This window comes from Pseudomonas sp. URMO17WK12:I7 (assembly GCF_003269045.1).
Lineage (GTDB): Bacteria > Pseudomonadota > Gammaproteobacteria > Pseudomonadales > Pseudomonadaceae > Aquipseudomonas > Aquipseudomonas putida_J.
Genome location: NZ_QLTL01000027.1, coordinates 1 through 22037 on the forward strand (window position 1 = coordinate 1; position 22037 = coordinate 22037).

A 22037-nucleotide genomic window follows, 5' to 3' on the forward strand; every position below is an offset into this window, starting at 1 on the left:
TTCGTCCCCTTCGTCTAGTGGCCTAGGACACCGCCCTTTCACGGCGGTAACAGGGGTTCGAGTCCCCTAGGGGACGCCACTTTTACCCGCGTTTTGCGGGACTTTAAAAGGCTCATTCGTATATTGAATGAGTCTTTTGTTTCGGGGCTATAGCTCAGCTGGGAGAGCGCCTGCATGGCATGCAGGAGGTCAGCGGTTCGATCCCGCTTAGCTCCACCATTTCTGCCAGGGTTCGATACGTCGAATCTTCGCGAAGGTTACGTCCCCTTCGTCTAGTGGCCTAGGACACCGCCCTTTCACGGCGGTAACAGGGGTTCGAGTCCCCTAGGGGACGCCATTTTTACCCGCGTTTTGCGGGACTTTAAAGGCTCATTCGCTTATTGAATGAGCCTTTTGTTTTTCTCCCCTCCCTAAAATGCTGGCGCCGACAAGCGGCAGCAGATTTCGCTTGCCAAAAAATATGATGAGAATAATATTTCGATCATCATATTTTTATCGGCGAGGCGGCGAATGAGCGACAAGAAGAGCAAGACCCGCGAGCGCATCCTCGAAGCAGCCCGCAGCGCATTGATCCAGCACGGCCCGGCCGAGCCGAGTGTCAGCCAGGTGATGGGCGCGGCAGGCCTGACTGTAGGCGGGTTCTATGCGCACTTCGAGAGCAAGGACGAGCTCATGCTTGAGGCCTTCCGCCAATTGCTGAACGAGCGTCGTGCCTTGCTTGCCCAGGTCGACCCAAGCCTGGACGGGGAAGGTCGTCGCGCCTTGGTCAGCGCCTTCTACCTGTCGCGCAAGCACCGTGACGCTGAGGTGCATGCCTGCCCGTTGCCCAACTCGCTCGGTGAGATACAGCGCCTGCCCGAAGCCTTCCGCGAGGTGCTGGCCGAGCATATCGAGCTGATGACGGCGGCCATGGTCGACCGTCCGGAAGACGCCGACAAAGCCTTGGCTGATCTGGCGTTGATGATCGGTGGTCTGGCCCTGGCACGTGCCTTGGGCCCGGGCGAGTTGTCCGACCGCATTCTGCGTGCCGCCAAGTCGGCAGTTCTCTGATACCTCTGATCCTGGAGCAAGGCGATGAATACCCTGAACTGGATTCGTGGCGTGAATGGCACCCTGGGCCGGCTGGCCCCCGAGCACATTGCCGGCAAGATGCGCCGTGCCTTCATGACCCCGCGCAACGTGCCGCCCCGGCAATGGGAGCTGCCGCTGCTGGCCAGCGCCGAGCGCATCACCTTGCGCTTCGGGCTATCGGCCTTGCGCTGGGGCAAGGGGCCAACGGTATTGTTGATGCACGGCTGGGAAGGGCGCCCCACCCAGTTTGCGGCGTTGATCGAAACCCTGGTGCAGGCCGGGCATACGGTGGTGTCGCTGGAAGGCCCGGCCCATGGCCGCTCGCCCGGCCAGCGGGCGCATGTGGTGCTGTTTGCCCGGGCGCTGCTGGAGGCGGCGGCCGAGCTGCCGCCGCTGCGTGCCGTGATCGGTCATTCAATGGGGGGCGCCAGCGTGCTGCTGGCACTACAGATGGGGCTGCGTGCCGAGGCTGCAGTGAGCATTGCAGCGCCAGCGCAGTTGCTCGGCGTGCTGCGTGGTTTTGCCCGCCGCCTGGGTTTGCCAGCGCGTGCCAGGGCGGCCTTCATCCGCCAGGTCGAACAGGACGTCGGCATGCAGATCGCCCGCCTCGATGTCAGTGGCTATCAGCTGGAACTGCCGGGCTTGGTGGTGCATGCCGTTGATGACGCGCTGGTGCCTGCTGGCGAGGCGCAGGTCATCCACAAGGCCTGGTTCGACAGCCGGCTGATGCTGTTGGAAGAGGGCGGCCACCAGCGCGTACTGGCCGACCCGCAGTTGAGCGAAGCGGTGCTCGAATTGCTTGCTCGCGCAACTGCGCCGGCGCGGCAGAGTGCTTGAACATCCGTTACACTCGGGCAAATTCTGGGGCTGCTGTGCAGCCCTATCGCGACACAAGGCCGCTCCTACAGAGAATCGCGACTTCTGTAGGTGCGGCCTTGTGTCGCGACAGGGCGAAAGGCGCCCCCAGCAATTGCGAATTGAACCACAGGAGCGGGCATGAGTTGGGACCTGGCAACGCCATTCATCATCGACCTGCGCGTCGGCAGCGAGGATATCGACGGCCTCGGTCACGCCAACAACGCGGTCTACGTGACCTGGCTGGAGCGCTGCGCCTGGCGTCACTCCCAGCACCTTGGCCTGGACCTGGCCGAATACCGGCGCCTGGACCGGGCCATGGCGGTGGTGCGTCACGAAATCGACTACCTTGCCGCAGGGTACGAGGATGATGAACTGCAATTGGGCACCTGGATCATCGACTGGGACAAGCGCTTGCGCATGACCCGGCGCTTTCAGCTAAAGCGCCCACGCGACGGCGTCACCTTGCTGCGTGCGCAGACCACCTTCGCCTGTATCGAATTGTCCAGCGGCAAGCCCAAGCGCATGCCGGCTGAGTTCCTCGACGGTTACGGTCCGGCGCTGATCGGCAACTGAAGCGATGGCTTTTTTTGCTAGACTGCCGCCTTTTCCGCCGAGACCCAGACATGCAAATTGCCCTGGCCCCCATGGAGGGGCTGGTCGACAACATCCTGCGCGACGTCCTGACCCGAGTGGGCGGCATCGATTGGTGCGTCACCGAGTTCATCCGCGTGTGCGACCGCCTGCTGCCGGCATCCTCGTTCGACAAGCTCGCCCCTGAGCTGCGCCAGGGCGCGCGCACGGCAGCCGGCGTGCCGATGCGCGTGCAGTTGCTGGGTTCTGACCCGGTATGCCTGGCGGAAAACGCCGCCTTGGCCTGTGAGCTGGGTGCGCCGGTCATCGACCTGAACTTCGGCTGCCCGGCCAAGACCGTGAACAAATCGCGTGGCGGTGCGGTGTTGCTCAAGGAGCCGGAGCTGTTGCATGCCATCGTGCGTGAAGTGCGCCGCGCGGTGCCGGCGCATATCCCGGTGACTTCCAAGATGCGCCTGGGCTTCGACAGCCCGGACGGCGCGCTGGACTGCGCCACGGCCTTGGCCGAGGGCGGTTCGGCGCACCTGGTGGTGCACGCGCGGACCAAGGTGGAAGGCTACAAGCCGCCTGCCCATTGGGAGTGGGTGGCGCGGGTGCAGGATGTGGTGCAGGTGCCGGTATTCGCCAACGGTGAAATCTGGACTGTCGACGACTGGCGTCGGTGCCGCGAGGTCAGCGGTGCCGAAGACATCATGCTGGGGCGCGGGTTGGTGTCACGGCCGGACCTGGCCTTGCAGATCGCCGCAGCACGGGATGGGCGCGAATACCAGCCGATGAGTTGGAATGAGCTGTTGCCGTTGTTGCGTGAGTTCTGGCGCCAAGCCCAGGCCAAGCTGTCGCCGCGCTACGCACCGGGGCGGTTGAAGCAGTGGCTGGCGATGATGACCCGCAGTTATCCCGAGGCGGTGGTGCTGTTTGCCGAGTTGCGCCGTGAAGATGATTGCGCCCGTATCAGCCGGTTGCTTGGGGTTGAGGCAGCCTCTTTCGAGGCCTGTGTCGCCTGATCCGGCCTCTTCGCGGCTAAAGCCGCTCCAATAGGGGCAGCGCAGAACCTGTTGGGGCGGCTTTAGCCGCAAAGAGGCCATAAAGCCCAAAGCTGATTTCGGATTTTTTTACCCTTCCCCTTGAAAGCTTTTCCGCAGGCCATATCTCTTGAGTACGCGATGCCGAAGTCGGGTCGCGTGATGACCTACTTGCTGAATTTCAGGAGTTTATGACCATGACCAGCGCTTTCTCTCTTGCTCCACTGTTCCGCCATTCCGTTGGCTTCGACCGTTTCAACGACCTGTTCGAGTCCGCGGCACGTAATGAGGCGGGTAGCAGCTACCCTCCCTACAACGTGGAAAAACATGGCGATGACCACTACCGTATCGTGGTTGCCGCAGCCGGTTTCCAGGAACAGGACCTCGACCTGCAGGTCGAAAAAGGCGTCCTGACCGTGATCGGTGGCAAGCGCGAAGACGGCGCCGCTGAAGTGACCTATCTGCACCAGGGTATTGCCCAGCGCGCCTTCAAACTGTCGTTCCGCCTGGCGGACCATATCGAGGTCAAATCGGCAGGCTTGGCCAACGGCCTGCTCAGCATCGACCTGCTGCGCATCGTGCCGGAAGAAGCCAAGGCCAAGCGCATCCCGATCAATGGCGACAAGCCTGCACTGAACTGATTCAGGCGGGCTGATAGAAAGGGCACCTTCGGGTGCCCTTTTTTCGTTTCAGTAATCCTCCGGCGCCTCCAGCAACATCTGACGGAATTCCGGCAGCGGCAGTGGCCGGCTGTGCAGGTAGCCTTGATACAGGTGGCAGCCCAGGCGTTCGAGAAACGCCAGTTGCTCGGTCAGCTCCACCCCTTCGGCGATCACTGCCAGGTCAAGGCTACGAGCCATGGCCACGATGGCGCGGACAATTTCGGCATCGTTGGGGTCTTCCGGGGCGTCGCGGACGAAGGTCTGGTCGATTTTCAGCGCGTCCACCGGCAGGCGCTTGAGGTAAGTCAGCGAGGAGTAACCGGTACCGAAATCGTCCATCGCAAAGCTTACGCCATAGCGCTTGAGCTCGCGCATCTTGCTGATGGTGTCTTCGAGGTTCTGGATGACGATGCCCTCGGTGATTTCCAGCTTCAGCATCTGCCGCGGCAGGTGGTAGTCGTCGAGGCTGCGTAGTACCCGCTCGACAAAATCATTCTGACGGAACTGCCGCGGGCTGATGTTCACGCACAGGCTGAAATCGTCGGCATCAATCAGGCGGTCTTCCAGCATGCGTGCGCAGGCGTCGCAGGCTTCGTCGAGGATCCAGCTGCCAACTTCCAGAATCAGGCCGCTTTCTTCAAGCACCTGGATGAACTGCGAGGGAGGTTGCTGGCCAAGTTGCGGATGGTGCCAGCGCAGCAGCACTTCGGCGCCGACGATGCGATTGTCGCGGGCGTCGACCTGAGGCTGGAAATGCAAGGCCAGCTCGCCGCGGGCCAGGGCCAGGCGCAGGTCGCTTTCCATGCGCAGGCGCTCGCTGGCGGCCTTCTGCATGGTGGTGTGGAACAGCTGGGTGGTGTTGCGCCCCGAATCCTTGGCCCGGTACAGGGCGATGTCGGCGCGCTTGAGCAGATCGGCCGGGGTCGCGCCATGGTCCGGGATCAGCGCCACGCCAATGCTCGGCGTCACCTGCAGGCGCTGGCCGTCCAGCGACATCGGTTCGGCCAGCAGTTCGCGCAGGGTGTCGGCCAGCTCGCGGACTTTGGCCTCCACTGCTTCGCGGCTGCCTTCCAGGCCGCTGAGCAGCACCACGAACTCATCGCCACCCAGGCGCGCCACGGTGTCTTCCAGGCGCACGCTGGCCTCCAGGCGTGCTGTGATGATCTTCAGCACCGTGTCGCCCACCGGGTGCCCGAGCGAGTCGTTGATGTGCTTGAAGTGGTCCAGGTCGAGGAACAGCAGCGCGCCACGCAGGTTGTGCCGGCGCAGCAGGGCGATCTGCTGGCTCAGGCGGTCCATCAGCAAGGCGCGGTTGGGCAGGTTGGTCAGTGGGTCGTGGTAGGCGAGGTGGCGGATCTGGGCCTGGGCGTTCTTCAGCTGGCTCACATCGCGGGCGGTCAGCAGCAGGCAGTCGACCTCGTTGAGGCTGATCGGCTCCACCGACACCTCGACGGTGAGGATGTCGCCACGCTTGTTGCGCCCAAGCATCTCCCGGTGGTGCACCCGGCCACGCGCCTTGAGCTCGCTGAGCAGGGCGCCGCGCTGCTTGTCATCGGCCCAGATGCCGATTTCGTAGACGCTGCGGCCGATCACTTCGCCGGCGCTGTAGCCGGTCAGGCGGCAGAATCCGTCGTTGACTTCCAGGTAGCGGCCGCTGCGGCGTTCGGTGATGGTGATGGCGTCGGGGCTGGAATGGAAGGCCTTGGCGAACTTCTCTTCGCTGGACTTGAGCGCCGCCTCGGCACGTTGCTGCTGGGTGATGTCGCGCAAGGTGGTGACGCTGCAGGGCTGGTCGTCGACGGTGATCAGGCGGCTGGCAATCACGCAGGTCAGTGGCGAGCCATTGCGGTGGTTGACCACCACCGCGACATTGCTCAGCGCCTGTTCGCGGATCACCCGCTCGATGCGCTGGGCGCGTTCGATCGATTCGGCCCACAGGCCAATCTCTTCGGCGGTGCGGCCGATCACCTGTTCGGCATTCCAGCCGAAGGTCTGGGTGAAGGCCGGGTTGATCTCGATGAACTGGCCAGTGTCCTGGCGGGTTACGCAGATCGGGTCGGGGCTGACCTGGAACAGGCTGGCGAATTTTTCTTCCGAGGCGCTCAGGCGCTGTTCACGTTCTACCTGCTCGGTGATATCGAGCAAGGTGCCGGCCATGCGCAACGGGTTGCCCTGGTCGTCGCGATAGAGGCGTGCACGGCTTTCGATATAGCGTGAGGTGCCATTTTCCAGCTGTACGCGGTAGGTGATCTGGTAGTTGCCTGCCGGGCCTTCGCGCAGGCTGCGGTAGGCCTGGCGCATGCTGGCACGCTCGTGCTCCGGCACACCTTCGAAGAACGAGTCGAACGACTCATGGAACGGCACCGGGTCCAGCCCGTGCAATTGCGCGGCGCGGGCCGAGCCGTAGAGCATGCCGCTGGGGATGTGCCAGTCCCAGGTGCCCAGCTGCGCGGAATCCAGTGCCAGGTCCAGGCGTTCCTGGCTGTCCTTGAGGGCCTGCTCGGCGCGTTTGCGTTCGGTGGTGTCGACGAAGGTGCTGATCAGGTAAGTGACGCCCTCCATGTCGATGCTCTGGGTGCACAGAATGCCGTCGTGGAGCTTGCCGGTGCTGGCGCGGAACTGCACCTCCATGATTGCCGGGCCCTGGTTGCCGCGGGTTGCTTCGATGACCTGGTGACGCTGTTCGGGATTGACCCACAGGCCCAGTTCGATGCTGGTCTTGCCGATTACCTGGTCGCCAGGCCAGCCGAACATGTCCTCGAAGTGCTGGTTGACCTCGATGATCATGCCGTCCTGGCGGCGGCTCAGCAAAATCGCGTTGGGGCTCAGGTGAAATAGGGTGGCGAAGCGCTTTTCCGAGTTGATCAGCGCGTTTTCCCGTTCGCGCTGGCGAGTGATTTCGCGGATCACCCCGATCATCTGCCTGCGGCCATGACGGTCGTGGGTCAGGCTGCCGTTGATTTCCAGCCAATGCAGGCTGCCGTCCGGCCAGCGGATGCGATGGCGCATGGCCTGTTCTACTGGCTCGCCATTGACCACCGCGTGGAACAGCTGGCGGGTTCGCGCGCGGTCTTCCTCTGGCAGCAGGTCGAGGTAGTCGACGTCGTTGGGCAGCGGCCGTTGCGGGTCGAAGCCGAACAGCGCCTGGGTGCCCCGTGACCAGCTGATCCGGCCAGTGTCGATGTCCCACAGCCAGGCGCCCAGGCGGGCGCCATTGAGCGCGGCCAGCAGTTGCGGGGCGTTCTGCCAGGCCTGTTCCGATTCCTGAGGGTCGGCCGCAGGGATGCGCGGCAGGCGCGGAAAGCGATTTGCTGATTTGGGCATTGGTACCAGACCTTTGGCGTTTGACGCGTCCATGAGTTGGAAATGCCGAGCTGACGACCGGTCAGGCGGACCCTGCGTGGCTATCGAGCAGGGCCATGAAGGCCCTTGCAGCGTTCGACAGCGTGCGCTCCGTGTGCAGAATGTAGCCTAGCTGGCGCGACAGCTGTATGCCGGGCAAGGCGATGGGTGCAACCTGATCGTCCAGCATAGTCCGGGGCAGCACGCTCCAGGCCAGGCCGATCGAGACCATCATCTTGATGGTCTCCAGGTAGTTGGTGCTCATGGCGATGTTCGGCGTCAGGCCCTGGCTTTCGAACAGGCGCTGGACAATGTGGTGGGTGAAGGTGTTGCCGCCGGGGAAGACGGCCGGGTGGCGGGCCACGTCGGCCAGGCTGACAGCGTGGTTGCTGGCCAGCGGATGCTCGGGGGCTGCCACGAAATCCAGGGCGTCGTCCCACACGGCTACGGCCTTGACCAGGTGGTGAGGCTCGGGGGCGAGGGTGATCACGGCAATTTCAGCGCGGCCATGGAGGATTTCATCGTAGGCCTGTTCCGAATCCATGAACTGAATATCCAGCGCCACGGCGGGGTGCTGACGGGTAAATGCCCGCAGTAGCGGCGGCAGGCGGTGCAGGCCGATGTGGTGGCTGGTTGCCAGGGTCAGGCGACCGCTCACCTCGCCGTTGAGGTTGGTCAGCGCCCGTCGGGTATCATCGAGAACGTTGAGGATCTGGTACGCGCGGGGCAATAGCGCGCGGCCGGCTTCGGTCAAGTTGACCTCGCGGCCCAGGCGATCGAACAGGCGCACGTTCAGTTGCTGCTCCAACCCGGCGATGCGCTTGCTGATGGCTGGCTGGGTCAGGAACAGGCGCTCGCCTGCGCCGGAAAAGCTGCCGGTTTCGGCAATGGCGATGAAGGCACTCAGGTTGGCCAGATCCACGGCATAGAATTCCTGTTGGTTATCCAAAGCATAAAAATTATGAATTTGAGTTATTCAATCTAACCCCATAGCATCGTCCGTACAAGCCAAGGGGTCTTTGGCATAGAAAGACGCTGATGAGGAACAGTCTGATGGCTGGCAAAACGCTCTACGACAAACTCTGGGAAGCCCATGAGGTCAAGCGCCGTGATGACGGCTCGTCCTTGATCTACATCGACCGCCATATCATTCACGAAGTGACGTCGCCCCAGGCCTTCGAAGGCCTGCGACTGGCCAATCGCAAACCGTGGCGCATCGATGCCAACATCGCCACCCCGGACCACAACGTACCGACCACGCCAGAGCGCAAGGGCGGCATCGAAGCCATCGCCGACCAAGTGTCGCGCCTGCAGGTGCAGACCCTCGATGAGAACTGTGACGAGTATGGCATCGTCGAATTCAAGATGAACGACGAGCGCCAGGGCATCGTCCACGTCATCAGCCCGGAGCAGGGCGCCACCTTGCCAGGCATGACCGTGGTCTGCGGTGACTCGCACACCTCCACCCACGGCGCTTTCGGTGCCTTGGCCCATGGCATTGGTACTTCCGAGGTCGAGCACGTGCTCGCCACCCAGTGCCTGGTCGCCAAAAAGATGAAGAACATGCTGGTGCGTGTCGAAGGCCAGTTGCCGGCCGGCGTCACCGCCAAGGACATCGTCCTTGCCGTGATCGGCAAGATCGGCACCGCCGGTGGTAACGGCCATGCCATGGAGTTCGCCGGCAGCGCCATCCGCGCGTTGTCGATGGAAGGCCGCATGACCATCTGCAACATGTCCATCGAAGCCGGTGCCCGTGTGGGCCTGGTGGCGACCGACGCCACCACCGTTGCCTACGTTGAAGGCCGCCCGTATGCGCCGAAGGGCGAGGACTGGAAGCGTGCCGTCGAAGCGTGGAAAGACCTGGTTTCCGACGACGATGCCGTGTTCGACACCGTAGTCGAGCTCGACGCTGCGCAAATCAAGCCACAAGTCAGCTGGGGTACTTCGCCGGAGATGGTGCTGGCCGTGGATCAGCGCGTGCCGGACCCGGCCGCCGAGCCAGACCTGATCAAACGTGGTTCGATCGAGCGTGCCCTCAAGTACATGGGCCTCGCCGCCAACCAGGCGATCACCGACATCAAGCTTGACCGCGTATTCATCGGTTCGTGCACCAACTCGCGCATCGAAGACCTGCGCGCCGCCGCCGAAATCGCCAAGGGCCGCAAGGTCGCCGCGACGGTCAAACAGGCGCTGGTGGTGCCGGGCTCGGGCCTGGTCAAGGCCCAGGCCGAGCGTGAAGGCCTGGACAAGATCTTCCTCGAAGCTGGCTTCGAATGGCGTGAACCTGGCTGCTCGATGTGCCTGGCGATGAACCCGGACCGCCTGGAAAGCGGCGAGCATTGCGCGTCCACCTCCAACCGCAATTTCGAAGGCCGTCAGGGCGCCGGTGGCCGTACCCACCTGGTCAGCCCGGCCATGGCTGCCGCTGCCGCGGTGACCGGCCACTTCATCGATGTCCGCGAGTTGATCCAAGGGAGCGCAGCATGAAAGCCTTTACCCAGCACACCGGTCTCGTTGCGCCGTTGGATCGTGCCAACGTCGACACCGACCAGATCATCCCCAAGCAGTTCCTCAAGTCGATCAAGCGCACCGGTTTCGGCCCCAACCTGTTCGACGAGTGGCGTTACCTGGATGTCGGCCAGCCGTATCAGGACAACAGCAAGCGCCCGCTGAACCAGGAGTTCGTGCTCAACCATGCACGTTACCAGGGTGCCAGCGTGCTGCTGGCGCGGGAAAACTTTGGCTGCGGTTCGAGCCGTGAGCACGCACCGTGGGCGCTGGATGAATACGGCTTCCGTAGCGTGATTGCGCCAAGTTTCGCAGACATCTTCTTCAACAACAGCTTCAAGAACGGTTTGCTGCCGATCATCCTCAGCGACGAGGAAGTCGACGAGTTGTTCAAGCAGGTCGAAGCCAATCCGGGGTATCAGTTGACCATCGACCTGCAGGCGCAGGCGGTGACCCGCCCGGATGGCAAGGTGCTGCACTTCGAGATCGATGCGTTCCGCAAGCACTGCCTGCTCAATGGCCTGGACGACATCGGCCTGACCTTGCAGGACAGCGATGCGATCAAGGCATTTGAAGGCAAGCACCGCGCCAGCCAGCCTTGGCTGTTCCGTGACGCCTGAAGTTCGGTGTTAGCAGTACTGGCCTTTTCGCGGGTAAACCCGCTCCCACAAGAGGTACCACAGGACCTGAGGGCAGCGTTGTACCTGTGGGAGCGGGTTCACCCGCGAAAGGGCCGGCACAAGCAACAAATAACCAAAAGGATTTAGTCATGACCAGCACCACCCACACCGATGTGGTCCAGCGCCAGTTCGGCGAACAGGCAAGCGCCTACCTCAGCAGCGCCGTGCATGCCCAGGGCAGCGAATTCGCCCTGCTGCAGGCCGAGCTGGCGGGGCAGGGCAGTGCCCGCGTGCTGGACCTGGGCTGCGGTGCTGGCCATGTCAGTTTTCACGTCGCGCCTTTGGTCGCCGAAGTGGTCGCCTACGACCTCTCGCAATCGATGCTCGACGTGGTCGCCAGTGCCGCCAGTGAGCGCGGCCTGGGCAATATCATCACCGAATGCGGTGCCGCCGAACGCCTGCCGTTCGCCGACGCTTCGTTCGACTTCGTCTTCAGCCGCTACTCGGCGCACCACTGGAGCGACCTCGGCGTGGCCCTTCGCGAAGTGCGCCGGGTGCTCAAGCCGGGTGGTGTGGCAGCATTTATCGATGTGATGTCGCCGGGCAGCCCGTTGCTCGACACCTACCTGCAGACCGTCGAAGTGCTGCGCGACACCAGCCATGTGCGCGACTACTCGGCCGCCGAATGGCAGCGCCAGGTCAGCGAAGCCGGCCTGCACGTGCGCAGCCACACGCGCCAGCCATTGCGCCTGGAGTTTGCCAGCTGGGTCGAACGCATGCGCACCCCGGAGCCGATGCGCGTTGCCATCCGCCAATTGCAGCAAGCCATGGGCGAAGAAGTACGGCAGTATTACCAGATCGAGGCCGATGGCTCGTTCAGCACCGATGTGCTGGTGTTGTGGGCCGAGCGATAAGAACTTTTCGGTGGGGCCCGCTTGGCCGCACCGCGTGAATGGATAGAGGAAAGCATGAGCAAGCAGATTCTGATTCTCCCAGGTGATGGCATCGGCCCGGAAATCATGGCCGAGGCGGTCAAGGTGCTGGAGCTGGCCAACGACAAGTTCCAGCTCGGCTTCAGCCTCGAGCATGACGTGATCGGCGGCGCCGCCATCGACAAGCACGGCGTGCCGCTGGCCGATGAAACCCTGGACCGTGCACGCAAGGCCGACGCCGTGCTGCTGGGCGCCGTGGGTGGCCCGAAGTGGGACAAGATCGAGCGTGACATCCGCCCGGAGCGCGGCCTGCTGAAAATCCGTTCGCAGCTGGGCCTGTTCGCCAACCTGCGCCCAGCCATCCTCTACCCGCAACTGGCCGACGCTTCCTCGCTGAAGCCGGAAATCGTCTCGGGCCTGGATATCCTCATCGTCCGTGAGCTGACCGGCGGCATCTACTTCGGCGCCCCGCGCGGCCAGCGCGAGCTGGAAGGTGGCGAGCGTCAGGCCTACGACACCCTGCCTTACAGCGAAAGCGAAGTGCGCCGTATCGCCCGTGTCGGCTTCGACATGGCCCGCGTGCGTGGCAAGAAGCTGTGCTCGGTGGACAAGGCCAACGTCCTGGCCTCCAGCCAGCTGTGGCGTGAAGTGGTCGAAGACGTGGCCAAGGACTACCCGGACGTCGAGTTGAGCCACATGTATGTTGACAACGCCGCCATGCAGCTGGTCCGCGCACCGAAACAGTTCGATGTGGTAGTGACCGACAACATGTTCGGTGACATCCTGTCGGATGAAGCTTCCATGCTGACCGGTTCCATCGGCATGCTGCCGTCGGCCTCCCTGGACGCCAACAACAAGGGCATGTACGAGCCTTGCCACGGTTCGGCTCCGGACATCGCCGGGCAGGGCATCGCCAACCCGCTGGCGACCATCCTGTCGGTGTCGATGATGCTGCGTTACAGCTTCAACCAGCACGCGGCGGCCGAGGCGATCGAGAAGGCGGTCAGCGTCGTGCTGGACCAGGGCCTGCGTACCGGTGACATCTGGTCGGCTGGCTGCGACAAAGTAGGCACGCAGGAAATGGGCGACGCAGTAGTCGCAGCGTTGCGGAATCTGTAATCTCTCTGGCCCGCCACCAAACTTTCGAGGTGGCGGCCCACTTTTAGCAAAGGTGTAGTTGCGATGAAACGTGTAGGTCTGATCGGTTGGCGCGGTATGGTCGGTTCCGTGCTCATGCAGCGGATGCTGGAGGAGCAGGATTTCGACCTTATCGAGCCAGTGTTCTTCACCACGTCCAACGTGGGTGGCCAAGGCCCGAACGTGGGCAAGGATATTGCTCCGCTCAAGGACGCTTATTCGATTGAAGAACTCAAGACCCTCGACGTGATCCTGACCTGCCAGGGTGGCGACTACACCAACGAGGTGTTCCCCAAGCTGCGTGAAGCCGGCTGGCAGGGTTACTGGATCGATGCCGCCTCTTCGCTGCGCATGCAGGATGACGCGGTCATCGTCCTCGACCCGGTCAACCGCAAGGTCATCGACCAGCAGCTCGACGCCGGTACCAAGAACTACATCGGCGGCAACTGCACCGTCAGCCTGATGCTGATGGGCCTGGGTGGCCTGTTCGAAGCCGGCCTGGTCGAGTGGATGAGCGCCATGACCTACCAGGCGGCGTCCGGTGCCGGCGCGCAGAACATGCGCGAGCTGATCAAGCAGATGGGCGCTACCCATGCGGCCGTTGCCGATGACCTGGCCAACCCCGCCAGCGCCATCCTCGACATCGACCGCAAGGTGGCAGAAACCATGCGTGGCGAAGCGTTCCCGACCGAGAACTTCGGTGTGCCGCTGGCCGGCAGCCTGATCCCGTGGATCGACAAGGAACTGCCGAATGGGCAGAGCCGCGAAGAGTGGAAGGCTCAGGCCGAGACCAACAAGATCCTCGGCCGCTTCAAGAGCCCGATCCCGGTCGACGGTATCTGCGTGCGCATCGGTGCCATGCGCTGCCACAGCCAGGCGCTGACCATCAAGCTGAACAAGGATGTGCCGCTTGCCGATATCGAAGGCATGATCAGCCAGCACAACCCGTGGGTGAAACTGGTGCCGAACCAGCGCGAAATCAGCATGCAAGAGCTGACCCCGACCCAGGTTACCGGCACCCTGAACATCCCGGTTGGCCGCCTGCGCAAGCTGAACATGGGTTCCCAGTACCTGGGCGCGTTCACCGTGGGTGACCAGCTGCTGTGGGGCGCCGCCGAACCGCTGCGTCGCATGCTGCGGATCCTGCTGGAGCGTTGATCGTTCTTGCTGCACCAAAAACCCGTGCTGGTGACAGCGCGGGTTTTTTTATGCCTGTGCTGGCCCCTTCGCGGGTAAACCCGCTCCCACAGATAAAGCGCGATCGTCTGGCGCTGTGATTTCCCTCTAGGAGCGGGTTCACCCGCGAAGAGGCCAGCACAGACAAAAGCCTACAATCCAAGTAAAGTGCCGCCCCCGCCGTTTCAGCAAAAGGATCTCTACCATGACCACTCCCCTGGACATCGCCATTGTTGGCGCCACCGGCAGCGTCGGTGAAACCCTCGTACAGATCCTTGAGGAGCTGGCCTTCCCGGTCGGTACCCTGCACCTGCTGGCCAGCATGGAATCGGCGGGCAGCAGCGTGATGTTCGCCGGCAAGAAGATCAAGGTACGTGAGGTCGACAGTTTCGACTTCGCCCAGGTCAAGCTGGCCTTCTTCGCCGCCAGCCCGGCCGTCAGCCGCAGCTTTGCCAGCAAGGCCGAGCAGGGCGGTTGCACGGTCATCGACCTTTCCGGGGGCCTGGAAGATGCCTTGGCCGTGGTGCCGGAAGCCAATGGTGACAGCGTTGCCACACTGAAGCGGCCAGCGCGCATCACCAGCCCCAGCTGCGCAGCTGTTGCCCTGGCCGTTGCCCTGGCACCGCTCAAGGGCCAACTGGACATTGAGCGGGTGCAAGTCATGGCCGCCCTGGCGGTGTCCGCGCAAGGTCGCGAGGCGGTCAGCGAACTGGCCCGGCAAACCGCCGAGCTGCTCAATGCCCGCCCGCTGGAGCCACGTTTCTTTGATCGGCAAATGGCCTTCAACCTGCTGGCCCAGGTCGGTGCCGTCGACGAGCATGGCCATACTGCCGTGGAGCGCCGCCTTGTTGGCGAGCTGCGCGTGCTGCTGGGGCTGCCGGAACTGAAGATTTCTGTGAGCTGTATTCAAGTCCCGGTGTTTTTCGGCGATAGCTTCAGTGTGGCGGTGCAGAGCCGCAACCCGGTCGATCTCGCACAGGTCAACCAGGCACTGGAACATGCCGAAAGCGTTGAGCTGGTGGAAAACGATGATTATCCGACCCCGGTCGGTGACGCAGTCGGCCAAGACGTGGTCTATGTTGGTCGTGTACGCCATGGAATTGACGAAAACCAGCAGCTCAACCTCTGGTTGACCACCGACAATGTGCGCAAGGGTGCTGCGCTGAATGCCGTGCAGGTGGCGCAATTGTTGATTAAACACATGGCGTAAAAGATACTGGCGAGCACTTTTGTCCCGCGCCGCACGCAGGTTTTTGGGACGATTCATACAAGGGAAGAGGTCATGCTTCGAATTCGCAAACTGGTTCTGGCCATGGCGGCAGCGTCTGCGCTGACGTCGGGCATGGCGAATGCCCTGGGGTTGGGTGAACTGACATTGAAGTCGGCGCAGAACCAGCCTCTGGATGCCGAGATCGAACTGCTCGACGTGCGCGACCTCACCGCAGCCGAAGTGGCGCCGAGCCTGGCGCCACCGGAAGAGTTCAGCAAGGCCGGGGTGGAGTTTCCGAGTTACCTCGAAGACCTGACCTTCACCCCGGTGATCAACCCCAACGGCAAGAGCGTGCTGCGGGTCACTTCCAGCCAGCCGCTGCCCGGCACGGTGGTCAAGTTTCTGGTCCAGGTGATGTGGCCCCAAGGCCGCCTGTTGCGTGACTACAGCGTGCTGCTCGACCAGGCCAAGGCCCAGGGTCAGCAGCCCGCGGCAGGCAATGTCAATCCGGCCACCAGCAGCGCAGGTAGCTACACCACCAAACGCCGCGACACCTTGTGGCAGATCGCCGCCCGCAATACCCAGGGCGGTGGCTCGGTGCAGCAGACCATGATCGCCATCCAGGCGCTCAACCCGGATGCCTTCATCGGTAACAACATCAACCAGCTGAAGGTTGGCCAGGTTCTGCGCCTGCCGGACCAGCAGCAGATCCAGAACATCCCTCAGGGCGAAGCCAATCGTGAAGTGGCCGAGCAGTATGCGGCCTGGCGTGAAGGCCGGCGCCTGGGGCCGCGTGCGCGACAGCTCGATGCCACCCGCCGCGGTGCCGCCGACGCCGCGCCCGAACGTATCACCCAGGGCGATAACCTGCGCCTGGTCAGCCCCGGCAACCAGGCTGGCGGTAACAGTGCCAAGGCCATCAACGACAAGCTGGCCGTGGCCCAGGAAAGCCTGGATACCAGCCGCCGTGACAACGACGAACTGAAGAGCCGGGTGAGCGACCTGCAGAGCCAGATGGACAAGCTGCAGAAGCTGATCCAGCTGAAGAACGACCAGTTGGCGCGCCTTGAAGCCCAAGGCGCGGCACCTGAGGCGCCGCCTGCGGCCGCCTTGCCTGGCGAGCCGGCCCCTGCACAGCCCCCTGCAGCCGATGCCGCCCCGGCCGAGCCTGTGGTCGCGCCAGCACCGGCAGCTGTCGATACCGCGCCTGCCGAGGCCCCAGCCGACGAGGCGGCTGCGCAACAACAGCCAGGCACCCTGGACGAAATGCTGGGCAATCCGGTCGTATTGGGCCTGATTGCCGGGTCCGCGTTCCTCGTGCTGTTGCTCCTGCTGTTGCTGCTGGCGCGCAAGCGCAAGGCCCAGCAAGAAGCGGAAAAACACCTGCGCATGGCCCGTGCGCTGGCCGAAGAGGGCGAGCGCAGCCCGGACCTCGAATTGCCGCCGAGCAGCTTCGATCAGCTGGAAGTGTCCGCGCCGAGCGTGACCCTCTCGCCTGCCGTGGTGGCCGCCTCGGCCGCCGCCGCCGTGGCCGCGGAAAAATTGGATGCACCTGCGTCGCCGATTGTCGAGCCCGAACCGGTGCAGGACCCGAATGCCGAGCTGCTGGCCGAAGTGGACCTGAGTGTGTCGCGTGGTCGCCTGAACCACGCGGCTGACCTGCTGGAAAAGGCCGTGGCGGCGCAGCCGGAAAATGACACCCTGCGCCTCAAGCTGATGGACGTCTATGCCCGTCAGGGCGACCACAGCGCCTTCGTCGAGCAAGAGCGCAAGCTGCCTGGCAACGAAGCGAATACTGCTCAGGTCAGCAACCTCAAGGAGCGCTACCCGGCCATGCTGGGTCTCGCTGCCGTTGGCGTGGGTGCTGCGGCCCTGGCCGCCGAAATGGACGAGCAGTATGTACAGGAGCTGCTTCAGGAAGAGCCGCAAGCGCCAGCTGAAGCAGCACCAGAGCCTGAAGCAGAACCAGAACCAGAACCGCAGGCGGTCGTCGAGCCAGAACCTGAAGCTGAGCCCGAGCTTGAAGCCGCCGCCGAGGCCTTCACCGAGACCTCGGTGCTCGATGACCATGCGTTGGACAGCGCCTTCGACCTGAGTCTGGGTGATGATCTGCCAGCTGATGATCAGCTCGAGCCGCCAAGGCTGGGTGAGGTTCCGTTGGCCGAAGCGTCGCAGGCAGTCGCCGAACCGGAAACCGATGCCGATGACGATTTCGAAGCCTTGCTGGCCCAGGCCCAGGCCGAGCCGCAGAGTGTCGACGACCTGGCCGATTTCGACCTGTCTGATTTCGATCTGGGTGGCGGTGAAGCGGCAGCCCCGGCAACCCCGGTTGCAGCGGATGAAGAGCCGGTGGATGTCGCTGCCGAGCTGGCAGCCTTCGACGCCATCCCGGAATTCGACCCGATTTCCGAGCTGGAACTGCCTGAAGACTTCGACCTGTCGCTGTCGCTGGATGACGACTCACCGGCTGCCAAAAGCTTCGCCTCGGAGCTGAGCGACGTCAACGCCGAGCTCGACAAGCTGTCGCAGAGCCTGGAGTCGCCATCGCTGGAGCCCCACTTCACCGCTGAGGGCGCCGCCGCCGAACCCGCACCACTGGACGACCTCGACTTCGACTTTTTCTCCGGTGCCGACGAGGTGGCCACCAAGCTCGACCTGGCGCGTGCCTACATCGACATGGGCGACCACCAAGGCGCCCGCGACATCCTTGACGAAGTGGTCAAGGATGGTGACGACGGCCAGCGTCAGGAAGCCGAAGAGATGCTGTCACGCCTGGTCTGAAAGCTGCAGCTGAAATCGGTCCTTGTGGGGGCAGCTGTCATGCTCGACACTTGAACGCTTGCACGAGCCTTGTGGGAGCGGGCTGCCCGTGCCATCCAGCGCGGTGCCTGCTTCGCGGGCAAGCCCGCTCCCACAGCCGTTATCGTTATAATCCCGCCATTCCGTATTACCCACAGGTTTCACGCTCTTGGACATCATCGACACCGCCGCCACCGAATCGGCCGCCGAAGGCTTCACCCGCATTGCCCTGGGGGTGGAATACAAAGGTTCACGCTACCGTGGCTGGCAGCGCCAGGCCAGCGGCGTGCCCAGTGTTCAGCAGGCACTGGAGCAAGCATTGTCGAAGGTGGCCGACGAGCCGATCAGTGTCATCTGCGCCGGGCGCACCGATGCCGGCGTGCACGGCTGCGGGCAGATCGTGCATTTCGACACCCGTGCCGTGCGTGACGAGCGCGCCTGGACCCTCGGTACCAACTTCAACCTGCCCCACGACATCAGCGTGGTCTGGTCGCGCCCGATGCCGGCCGACTTCCATGCGCGTTTCAAGGCCTGTGCCCGGCGCTATCGCTATGTAATCTACAACGACCCGATCCGCCCCGCTCATCTGGCCGAGGAAGTCACCTGGAACCACCGCCCGCTGGACGTCGAGCGCATGGCCCAGGCCGCCCAGTACCTGCTCGGCACCCATGACTTCAGCGCCTTCCGCGCCAGCCAGTGCCAGGCCAAGTCGCCGATCAAGCACATCCACCACCTGCGCGTGACCCGCCACGGCCAGATGATCGTGCTGGACGTGCGTGCTACCGCGTTCCTGCACCACATGGTGCGCAACATCGCAGGGGTGCTGATGACCATTGGTGCCGGCGAACGCCCGGTCGAGTGGGCGCGCGAAGTGCTGGAGGGGCGCAACCGGCGCGAAGGCGGGGTTACCGCGCACCCCTATGGCCTGTACCTGGTACAGGTGGAGTACCCGGAAGAATTCCAGCTGCCGCAGCGTTACATCGGTCCACACTTTTTGACCGGTTACGAGGCGCTGGCCGACTGACGCGTCGGTAGTCATTTGCTACCATCGGGCCTTTCACCACTCACTCAGGGTTTGCTGTCCATGAGCAACGTTCGCAGCAAGATCTGCGGGATCACCCGCGTCGAAGACGCGCTGGCCGCCGCCGAGGCAGGGGCCGATGCCATCGGTTTCGTCTTCTATGCCAAAAGCCCGCGTGCCGTGGACGTGCGCCAGGCGCGGGCGATCATTGCCGAGCTGCCACCGTTCGTGACCACTGTCGGGTTGTTCGTCAATGCCTCGCGTTGCGAGCTGAACGAGATTCTCGAGGTGGTGCCGCTGGACCTGCTACAGTTCCACGGCGACGAAACCCCGGCCGATTGCGAAGGCTATCACCGCCCCTGGATCAAGGCCCTGCGGGTGCGCCCGGGCGATGACCTGGAAGCGGCCTGCAAGCACTATGCCGGCGCTCGCGGCATCCTTCTCGACACCTACGTGGCCGGTGTGCCTGGCGGTACCGGCGAGGCCTTCGACTGGTCGTTGGTGCCGGCGCGGCTGAGCAAACCAATCATCCTTGCAGGCGGGCTGTCGGCCGACAATGTCGGCCAGGCGATCGCCCAGGTGCGGCCGTACGCGGTGGATGTCAGCGGGGGGGTGGAGCAGGCGAAAGGCATCAAGGACGCAGCGAAGATCGAAGCCTTCATGCGTGCGGTGAAGCAGGCGTGACGGCAGATGTGACGGCTGGCGGCGCGCCATCGTCCATAGGTTTCGCAGCCCTGCGGGGCGGCCAGCGGCATGCCGTTTGGCCAAACGACAGATTGAAGACGGCGCGGCACGCAGGCAGCCCCTGTGGCCGGGCCGTCATCGTTTCATAGAAGAATTTGAGCTCAAGGGCAGGGCATGGCCGGCCAGTCCGGTCCCCGTCCGCCAATACTGGAGAAAAAAAGCATGAGCAACTGGTTAGTCGACAAACTGATCCCTTCGATCATGCGTTCCGAGGTGAAGAAGAGCTCGGTGCCGGAAGGCCTGTGGCACAAGTGCCCAGCCTGCGAGGCCGTGCTGTATCGTCCGGAGCTGGAAAAGACCCTGGATGTCTGCCCCAAGTGCAACCACCACATGCGCATCGGCGCACGTGCCCGCATCGACATCTTCCTCGATCCGGAAGGCCGCGCCGAGCTGGGTGCCGAGCTGGAGCCGGTCGACCGCCTGAAGTTCCGTGACGGCAAGAAGTACAAGGACCGCCTGACCGGTGCGCAGAAGCAGACCGGCGAAAAAGACGCCCTGATCTCCATGAGCGGCACCCTGATGGGCATGCCCATCGTGGTCAGCGCCTTCGAGTTCTCGTTCATGGGTGGCTCCATGGGTGCCATCGTCGGTGAGCGCTTCGTGCGTGCCGCCAACTACGCCCTGGAAAACCGTTGCCCCATGGTCTGCTTCTCTGCCTCCGGCGGGGCGCGCATGCAGGAAGCGCTGATCTCGCTGATGCAGATGGCCAAGACCTCGGCCGTACTGGCTCGCTTGCGCGAAGAAGGCATTCCGTTCATCTCGGTGCTGACCGACCCAGTGTACGGTGGTGTTTCCGCCAGCCTGGCAATGCTTGGCGACGTCATTGTCGGTGAGCCGAAGGCGCTGATCGGCTTCGCCGGCCCGCGCGTGATCGAGCAGACCGTGCGCGAAAAACTGCCGGAAGGCTTCCAGCGCAGTGAGTTCCTGCTGGAGCACGGCGCCATCGACCTGATCATCTCCCGTGGTGAGTTGCGCCCGCGCCTGGCTCGCCTGCTGGCACAGATGACCGGCCAGGAAACCCCTGAGCAGGCCCGTGAGGTCGCTGCGGTCGCGTGATGAAACAACGATCCCTGGGCGAGTGGCTCGCCTACCTCGAGCAGTTGCACCCCTCGGCCATCGACATGGGCCTGGAGCGGTCGCAAAAGGTGCTTGCCCGGCTGGCGCTGGGCAAGCTGGCGCCACGCGTGGTAACGGTGACTGGCACCAACGGCAAGGGCTCGACCTGCGCCTTCGTGGCCTCGCTGCTGCGTGCCCAGGGGCTGAAGGTGGGCGTGTACAGTTCGCCTCACCTGTTGCGCTACAACGAACGGGTAGTGATCGATGGCCGTGAAGCCAGCGATGAGCGCCTGTGCGAAGCCTTCGCCGCCGTCGAGGCGGCGCGGGGCGAAATTTCCCTGACCTACTTCGAGATGGGTACGCTGGCAGCGTTCTGGTTGTTCTACCAGTCGCAGCTGGATGTCGTGGTACTTGAAGTGGGCCTCGGTGGCCGCCTGGACACCGTGAACGTGGTGGATGCCGACCTGGCGCTGGTGACCAGCATCGGCGTCGACCATGTCGACTACCTGGGCGATACTCGCGAGCTGGTGGCCTTCGAGAAGGCCGGCATCTTCCGCCAGGGTAAACCGGCACTGTGCGGTGATCTCGATCCACCACAACCGCTGCTGGACAAGGCCGCCGAACTGGCTGCGCCACTGTTCCTGCGCGGCCGTGATTTCGATCTGGCAAGCAGCGAAGCTGGCTGGGACTGGCGCGGGGTCACGGTAGACGGCAAGCCGGTCGAGCTGCATGGCCTGCCGCTGCTCGACCTGCCCATGGAGAACGCTACCCTGGCCTTGCAGGCCTACCTGCTGATGGGCTTGCCGTGGGATGCCAGCCAGATCCGCCAGGCCCTGCTCGACACCCGCATCACCGGTCGCCTCGATCGTCGTCAGTTGACCTGGCAGGGCCGGGCTGTGGAACTGCTGCTGGATGTCGGGCACAACCCGCATGCTGCGGAGTATCTGGCCCTGCGTCTGGCGGCGCGACCGCTGAAAGGTCGTCGCCTGGCGGTGTTCGGCCTGCTTGCCGACAAGGACCTGCAAGGTGTCATTGCGCCCCTAAATGGGCTGGTCGACGACTGGGCAGTTGCGCCTCTGCACACGCCACGCAGCCGTCCGGCTGCCGAATTGGCCGCTGCCTTGACGAACCACGGCGCTGCGGTGAAGTCTTACGCCAGTGTCGACGCCGCCCTTGAAGGGCAATGCGCGCAGGCGACAGCGGATGACCAGATTCTGCTGTTCGGTTCGTTTTTCTGTGTCGCCGAGGCCCTGGAATGGCTGGAGCGGCAGGCCCTGGAGGGGTGACT

18 protein-coding genes and 3 tRNA genes are annotated in these 22037 nt (G+C 63.6%); 19 read left to right on the top strand and 2 right to left on the bottom strand.

Annotated features, from left to right (window positions below; genetic code table 11):
• The first annotated feature begins 3 nt into the window (after nt 1-3).
• The 8 genes from H040_RS25780 (at nt 4) to H040_RS25815 (ending at nt 4183) form a co-directional block, all read left to right on the top strand.
• Nucleotides 4-79 (top strand) — tRNA-Glu (locus H040_RS25780).
• A 64-nt stretch (nt 80-143) separates the two neighbouring features.
• Nucleotides 144-219 (top strand) — tRNA-Ala (locus tag H040_RS25785).
• A 42-nt stretch (nt 220-261) separates the two neighbouring features.
• A tRNA-Glu gene (locus H040_RS25790) sits at nt 262-337 on the top strand.
• Nucleotides 338-510: 173 nt separating this feature from the next.
• Nucleotides 511-1050 (top strand): TetR/AcrR family transcriptional regulator, encoded by a 540-nt coding sequence (locus H040_RS25795; protein ID WP_027919162.1) that lies wholly within the window; start codon nt 511-513, stop codon nt 1048-1050.
• Between the two features lie 24 nt (nt 1051-1074).
• Nucleotides 1075-1908 carry an alpha/beta fold hydrolase gene (locus tag H040_RS25800; protein WP_027919161.1) on the top strand — a complete coding sequence of 278 codons (834 nt, stop codon included), beginning with the start codon at nt 1075-1077 and terminating at the stop codon, nt 1906-1908.
• A gap of 159 nt (nt 1909-2067) precedes the next feature.
• A complete protein-coding gene (locus H040_RS25805; RefSeq protein WP_027919160.1) occupies nt 2068-2502 on the top strand; it encodes an acyl-CoA thioesterase in 435 nt (144 codons plus the stop codon).
• Nucleotides 2503-2552: 50 nt separating this feature from the next.
• Nucleotides 2553-3524: a tRNA dihydrouridine synthase gene (locus H040_RS25810; RefSeq protein ID WP_027919159.1), complete on the top strand. Its 972-nt coding sequence runs from the start codon at nt 2553-2555 to the stop codon at nt 3522-3524.
• A gap of 215 nt (nt 3525-3739) precedes the next feature.
• The gene (locus tag H040_RS25815) at nt 3740-4183 is read left to right on the top strand and encodes an Hsp20 family protein (RefSeq protein ID WP_027919158.1); all 444 of its coding nucleotides are present in this window, start codon (nt 3740-3742) and stop codon (nt 4181-4183) included.
• Between the two features lie 48 nt (nt 4184-4231).
• Here H040_RS25815 and H040_RS25820 read toward each other — a convergent pair whose 3' ends face one another.
• Both H040_RS25820 and H040_RS25825 read right to left on the bottom strand, forming a co-directional pair.
• Nucleotides 4232-7528, bottom strand: coding sequence for a PAS domain S-box protein (locus H040_RS25820; protein ID WP_027919157.1), 3297 nt, complete (start codon nt 7526-7528; stop codon nt 4232-4234).
• 61 nt (nt 7529-7589) lie between these two features.
• Nucleotides 7590-8468 (bottom strand): LysR family transcriptional regulator, encoded by an 879-nt coding sequence (locus H040_RS25825; protein WP_027919156.1) that lies wholly within the window; start codon nt 8466-8468, stop codon nt 7590-7592.
• A 131-nt stretch (nt 8469-8599) separates the two neighbouring features.
• On the opposite strand from H040_RS25825, the gene leuC reads away from it, so the two are divergent.
• The 11 genes from leuC to folC all read left to right on the top strand — a co-directional run bounded on the left by leuC (nt 8600) and on the right by folC (nt 22035).
• On the top strand, nt 8600-10033 hold the full coding sequence (leuC, locus tag H040_RS25830; protein ID WP_027919155.1) for a 3-isopropylmalate dehydratase large subunit: 1434 nt from the start codon (nt 8600-8602) through the stop codon (nt 10031-10033).
• Nucleotides 10030-10674, top strand: coding sequence for a 3-isopropylmalate dehydratase small subunit (gene leuD / locus H040_RS25835; protein ID WP_027919154.1), 645 nt, complete (start codon nt 10030-10032; stop codon nt 10672-10674). The genes leuC and leuD overlap by 4 nt, the downstream gene beginning before the upstream one ends.
• Before the next feature lie 149 nt (nt 10675-10823).
• Nucleotides 10824-11588 (top strand): class I SAM-dependent methyltransferase, encoded by a 765-nt coding sequence (locus H040_RS25840; RefSeq protein WP_027919153.1) that lies wholly within the window; start codon nt 10824-10826, stop codon nt 11586-11588.
• Between the two features lie 54 nt (nt 11589-11642).
• Nucleotides 11643-12725 carry a 3-isopropylmalate dehydrogenase gene (gene leuB / locus H040_RS25845; RefSeq protein ID WP_027919152.1) on the top strand — a complete coding sequence of 361 codons (1083 nt, stop codon included), beginning with the start codon at nt 11643-11645 and terminating at the stop codon, nt 12723-12725.
• Between the two features lie 63 nt (nt 12726-12788).
• On the top strand, nt 12789-13901 hold the full coding sequence (asd, locus tag H040_RS25850) for an aspartate-semialdehyde dehydrogenase (protein WP_027919151.1): 1113 nt from the start codon (nt 12789-12791) through the stop codon (nt 13899-13901).
• A 223-nt stretch (nt 13902-14124) separates the two neighbouring features.
• Nucleotides 14125-15129: an aspartate-semialdehyde dehydrogenase gene (locus H040_RS25855; protein WP_027919150.1), complete on the top strand. Its 1005-nt coding sequence runs from the start codon at nt 14125-14127 to the stop codon at nt 15127-15129.
• Nucleotides 15130-15201: 72 nt separating this feature from the next.
• Nucleotides 15202-17910: a FimV/HubP family polar landmark protein gene (locus H040_RS25860; RefSeq protein WP_027919149.1), complete on the top strand. Its 2709-nt coding sequence runs from the start codon at nt 15202-15204 to the stop codon at nt 17908-17910.
• A 187-nt stretch (nt 17911-18097) separates the two neighbouring features.
• Nucleotides 18098-18952, top strand: coding sequence for a tRNA pseudouridine(38-40) synthase TruA (gene truA, locus H040_RS25865; protein ID WP_027919148.1), 855 nt, complete (start codon nt 18098-18100; stop codon nt 18950-18952).
• A gap of 60 nt (nt 18953-19012) precedes the next feature.
• Nucleotides 19013-19633, top strand: a complete 621-nt coding sequence (locus tag H040_RS25870; RefSeq protein ID WP_027919147.1) for a phosphoribosylanthranilate isomerase — start codon at nt 19013-19015, stop codon at nt 19631-19633.
• 222 nt (nt 19634-19855) lie between these two features.
• A complete protein-coding gene (gene accD / locus H040_RS25875) occupies nt 19856-20749 on the top strand; it encodes an acetyl-CoA carboxylase, carboxyltransferase subunit beta (RefSeq protein ID WP_027919146.1) in 894 nt (297 codons plus the stop codon).
• On the top strand, nt 20749-22035 hold the full coding sequence (gene folC, locus H040_RS25880) for a bifunctional tetrahydrofolate synthase/dihydrofolate synthase (protein ID WP_027919145.1): 1287 nt from the start codon (nt 20749-20751) through the stop codon (nt 22033-22035). Before accD ends, folC begins: the two co-directional genes overlap by 1 nt.
• The last annotated feature ends 2 nt before the right edge of the window (nt 22036-22037 follow it).